At 59.9% G+C, this 5,021-nt stretch carries 3 protein-coding genes; all 3 read left to right on the forward strand.

Annotated elements, in window-relative coordinates; translation table 11 throughout:
- Positions 1–2,125 (forward strand): hypothetical protein (locus VFQ24_15705; GenBank protein ID HET9179801.1); only part of this gene is annotated, 2,125 nt, incomplete at its 5' end.
- A complete protein-coding gene (locus VFQ24_15710) occupies positions 2,125–3,975 on the forward strand; it encodes a serine/threonine-protein kinase (protein ID HET9179802.1) in 1,851 nt (616 codons plus the stop codon). The genes VFQ24_15705 and VFQ24_15710, both read left to right, overlap by 1 nt.
- Complete coding sequence (locus VFQ24_15715; protein ID HET9179803.1) at positions 3,944–4,855, forward strand: hypothetical protein; 912 nt, start codon at positions 3,944–3,946, stop codon at positions 4,853–4,855. Before VFQ24_15710 ends, VFQ24_15715 begins: the two co-directional genes overlap by 32 nt.
- Positions 4,856–5,021 lie beyond the last annotated feature (166 nt).

The following is a 5,021-nucleotide window of genomic DNA, read 5'->3' on the forward strand; positions in this document are numbered from 1 at the left end:
GGCTACCGGCCACCAGGCGTTCAGCGGCGAAACCACGGCGGTGATTTTTCACAAGATTCTTGCCGAAGATCCAGCGCCGGTCACTCGGCTCGACCCGGACCTGCCGCCTGAGCTGGATCGAATCATCACCAAGTGCCTGGAGAAAGACTGCGAGCTGCGTTACCAGCACGCCGCCGACATCCGTGCCGACCTCAAGCGCCTGAAGCGCGACACGAGTTCCCAGCGTGGCACGGGCGCTCCCGCCCGTGCTTCCAATGAACACGGGCAAAGCGCCCGTGCCACAACTGCCGCAGGGGCCGAAGAACACGGGCAAAGTGCCCGTGTCACAACTGCCGGGCACGACAGCTCCGACACACAGATCATCGCGGCGATGGCCCGGCGGCACAAGAAGGGTCTTCTGGCAACGTTCGCGGCGGCCATCGTCATTGCCGCTGGCGCCGTCTGGTTCTTCGCTTTCTATCGCAAGCCGCCAGCGACTTTCCAGGTGGGGAAAATCGAGCGGCTGACGAATTTTGGTGACGTCCAAGCCGCAGCCATTTCGCCCGACGGCCGTTACGTGGCTTATGTGCGGGGCGCGCCGGGCCAGCAGAAAATCTGGCTGCGCCAGACAGCAACGGGCAGCGATGCGCCGATTCTTTCCACGGCGGCAGCCCAGTATTCAGGTGTAACCTTCTCGCCGGATGGAAACTTTATCTACTACAACTCGTCCGCGCCCGCCGCTTCCTCCGGGGATGTCTATCGTCTCCCCTCGCTGGGTGGCAATTCGAAAAAGATTGTTGAGAACGTTCGCGGCAGGGTTGCTTTTTCCCCCGGCGGAAAACGAATCGCCTTTGTGCGCAATAACCTGGCCACTGGCGAAACTACATTAGTCGTGGCGAACTCCGACGGGAGCGAGCAACACGACATTGCTTCCGGAAAGAGGCCGCAGGAGGAGTTTGAGCCTTATCCTGGCTGGTCCCCCGATGGCGACGTCATTGCGCTTCCTTCGCAATCCTTTGCTGGCTCCTACTCTTGTTCGCTGATGGCGGTGAGCGCCCGCGGCGGTAAACAAGCGTCTGTGGCGCGCACTGCTGCCTTTTGGGGCCCGCTGGCCTGGCTGCCGGACGGCAGCGGCCTGATGGTTGTCTCGGCAGAGCAGAGCCAAATATTCCAATCGCAGCTTTGGCAGGTTTCGTACCCTTCCGGTACGGCGCGCAGAGTCACGCATGACTTGAACTTTTACAATATGCCCACATTGACGGCGAACGGAAAAACGCTGAGCGTCGTTCAGTCGCAAACGGACTCCAACCTCTGGATTGTGTCCAGGGAAAACCCCAGCCAGCCGCGACAGATTACTCGAAGCGCACAGGGCACTGAAGGCCTGACGGTAGTGAACTGGCCACCCGGCAACCAGATTTTTTACTCGTCGGCGGACAGCGGCTCGATCGGCGTTTGGAGCGTCAACGCAGACGGCAGCCAGCCGGAAAACCTGACCAATCCACAAGGGGCAAACGACATCTATTTTTCTGTCTGCCCCGCGGGCCATTACATTGTCTTCGATTCGGACCGCCAGGGCGGCGTGAATCTTTGGCGGATCAATCGCGACGGCACGGGCCTCACTCAGCTCACCCATGGCAGCTTTGACGAGACACCGGCTTGCTCACCCGATGGCAAATGGGTCATCTTCACATCGTTTGGCCATGGCAGTCCTGAGCTTTGGCGCGTGCCGATCCAGGGGGGCAAAGGCGGGAAGATCACAGGCCAACCTTGCGGCCAGCCTTCGATCTCACCCGATGGTAAGTGGATCGCCTGCGTCGCGCCGGAAGGCGGCCAGCCGGAGATTGCAGTGTTACCGTCCAGCGGCGGGCCGGCCGCCAGGAAGTTCAGCGTACTCGAGGGCGCCCAGCTACTGGGCAGGGGCGCGCACATTCAATGGACTCCCGATAGCCGTGCTATTGGTTACGTTGGCAATGTGAATGGCGTGTCCAACCTCTGGGCCCAGCCGCTCGCAGGCGGGCCGCCGAAACAGGCAACGCATTTGACCTCCGGCCGAATTTTCAGTTTCGCCTGGTCGCCTAGGGGCGATCTGGCGCTCGCCCGCGGCAGCGAGTCAAGCGACGTGGTGCTGATCAGAAATTTCCAGTGATGAACGAGAAGGTTTCCCATTATCGTGTGCTCGAAAAGCTCGTCGGCGGAGGGATGGGTGTCGTTTATAAGGCCGAAGACACCACGCTGGGGCGGTTTGTGGCGCTCAAGTTTTTGCCCTTTGATGCGTCGGCACGTAGCGGCGAGATTGCGATGCCACCGACGGGTAGCGGCGATCCCGCTAGGGCGGGATCGCCACATGGCGGCGTAAAGCCGCCGCTACAATCCAACCCCACTGCTTTCGAGCGCTTCCAGCGCGAGGCGCGCGCCGCGGCGTTGAACCACCCCAACATCTGCACGATTTACGAAGTGGGCGAGCACGAAGGCCAGCCGTTCATCGCCATGGAGCTGCTGGAAGGCCAGACGCTGAAGGACCGATTGGCGGTAGGGGCAGGCCTCGTGCCTGCCCAAGGGCGGCCACAAGGGCCGCCCCTACAGATTGGCCAGACGCTTGACCTGGCGATCGAGATTGCCGACGCGCTCGATGCCGCGCACCAGAAAGGGATCGTGCACCGCGACATCAAGCCGGCGAATATTTTTGTTACCAGCCGCGGCCAGGCCAAGATTCTGGATTTCGGTTTGGCAAAATTGACTGTAGGGGCGGGCCTTGCGCCCGCCCAAGGGCGCCCACAAGGGGCGCCCCTACCGGAATCACCCGCAGAGGCACCCACGGCCACCCTGGATCGCGAGCATCTCACCAGCCCCGGCGCCACGGTGGGCACGGTGGCTTACATGAGCCCGGAGCAGGCGCGAGGCGAAGCTCTTGACGCCCGCACGGACCTGTTCAGCTTCGGCGCGGTGCTCTATGAGATGGCTACGGGCCGCCAGGCGTTCAGCGGCGAAACCACGGCGGTGATTTTCCACAAGATACTTGCCGAAGATCCGGGGCCGGTCACCCGCCTAAACTTGAATCTTCCGCCGAAGCTCGAAGAGATCATCGCCAAGTGCCTGGAAAAAGATCGCGACCTGCGCTGCCAGAACGCCTCCGAAATCCGCGCCGACCTCAAGCGCCTGAAACGTGACACGAGTTCAAGCCATGTGACCCCGCCGCAAGGCTTGCAACCCGATGCTGCGATTGCGCCTCCGGTGGCAGCACCTTCTTTCTGGCCCGCACGGTCGAGGATGGCCTCGTGGCTGCCAATTCTCGCGCTCGCCTCTATTGTCGCCGGAGTTTTGGTCTGGGTTTTCGTTCACCCTAAGGTGCAGGCCATTCATTCTATCGCCGTGTTGCCTTTTGCCAACGCGTCGAAGAACCCCAGTGACGAGTACCTGAGCGATGGCATCGCCGAAAGCATCATTGCAAGCCTGTCCCAGGTTCCGAACCTCCGCGTGATGGCCTGGAGCACCGTAGCGCGCTTCAAAGGCAAGGATGTGGACCCGCAAAAGGTGGGACGAGAGCTGAATGTAGGGGTAGTTCTCTCGGGCGTGCTGGCGCGTCAGAGCGACGGTACCGTTACGATCCAGGCTGACTTGGCAAATGTCGCCGACGGCTCCGAGCTGTGGGGCGAACAGTACAGCCGCAAACCATCAGACCTCCTCGCCGTGCAGAACGACATATCGCATCAAATCGTAGGCGGAATGCGCCTTCGGTTGAGTGAAGAGGAAAAGCACTTGCTCGTCAGGGGTTCGACCAGCAATCCGGAGGCCTACGACGATTATTTGAAAGGTATGTTCTATGCGCAAATGGTCACTAGGGAAGGGCTCGGGCAGGCTGACAATTACTTTCGGAAGGCGGTTGCTGCCGATCCCAATTACGCGCTTGCGTACACGGGGATGGCATACGAATACAACGCTGTTGATGACTGGCTGGCCCCCCCCAGTGGAGGCAGAGTCGAAAGCCAAAGAAGCTGAACTCAAAGCAATTCAGCTCGACGATTCACTCGGTGAAGCTCATTACAATCTGGCGGCGAGCTATTTCTGGCATGACTGGGACTGGGCGGCCGCGGAAAAGGAGTTTCAGCGGGCCCTTGAATTAAACCCGAATCTCGCTGAGGCACACGGCTTATACGGATGGTATTTAGTCGCAGTCGGACGCATCCATGACGGCCTTGTGCAGAACCGCCGGGCGCTGGAACTGGATCCACTTTCTCCCGGGTTAAATACGTTTACGGGCCAAAGCCTCTACTTCGCTCACCAGTATGATCAGGCTATCGAGCAGTTGCAAAAGTCGAACCAGCTTGACCCAAATTATTGGGTTTCTCACGATATCCTCGGGTGGGTCTACTTGGAGATGGGTCATTCACCCGAAGCCATCGAAGAATTCAAACACGCTCGCTGGCTTGTGGGCGATGCTATTGCCGAGCCTGCGGCCTCGCTCGGGTATGCTTATGCGGTGTCGGGACAGCGTGACAAAGCAGAAAGGATGATTGCTGAACTCCAGAGCAAGTCGAAGCAGACCTTCGTTTCGCCCTTCATGTTGGCGATGATTTACACGGGACTCGGGGAAAAGAACCGGGCGTTCCACTGGCTCGATAAAGCATACGTCGAGAGGTCCTGGTTTTGGCGGACCTTGCAGTTGATCCAAAGTTTGACAAGCTGCGGCCAGACGCGCGCTTCCAGGAGCTTCTGCGCCGTCTGGGGTTACCGCATGAGTGATCACTATGCAGAGTGCCCCGGTAATAGACTCATTACGAGTTCCGGTCAGACTTTCTGGTTCGGTTGGTCGCTCGACGGCCAACCCGCCCGCGGGACGCAGTCGAGCGACGTGGTGCTGATCAGGAACTTCCAGTGAGGGGGCGGCGGGGTTTTTGCGGCGCCTAGTGTTGCGTTCTTAAATTGCATTGACTTAATCAGGCGGCGAGGGGATCGCCTGTATAAGTCCACTGAAAGGGTTGTGCCTCCTGGTTATAGGCGTTGATGAAACCCATGAGCCGTTCGACCAGTTCCTCCCGCGACCG

The organism is Terriglobia bacterium (assembly GCA_035712365.1).
GTDB lineage: Bacteria > Acidobacteriota > Terriglobia > UBA7540 > UBA7540 > SCRD01.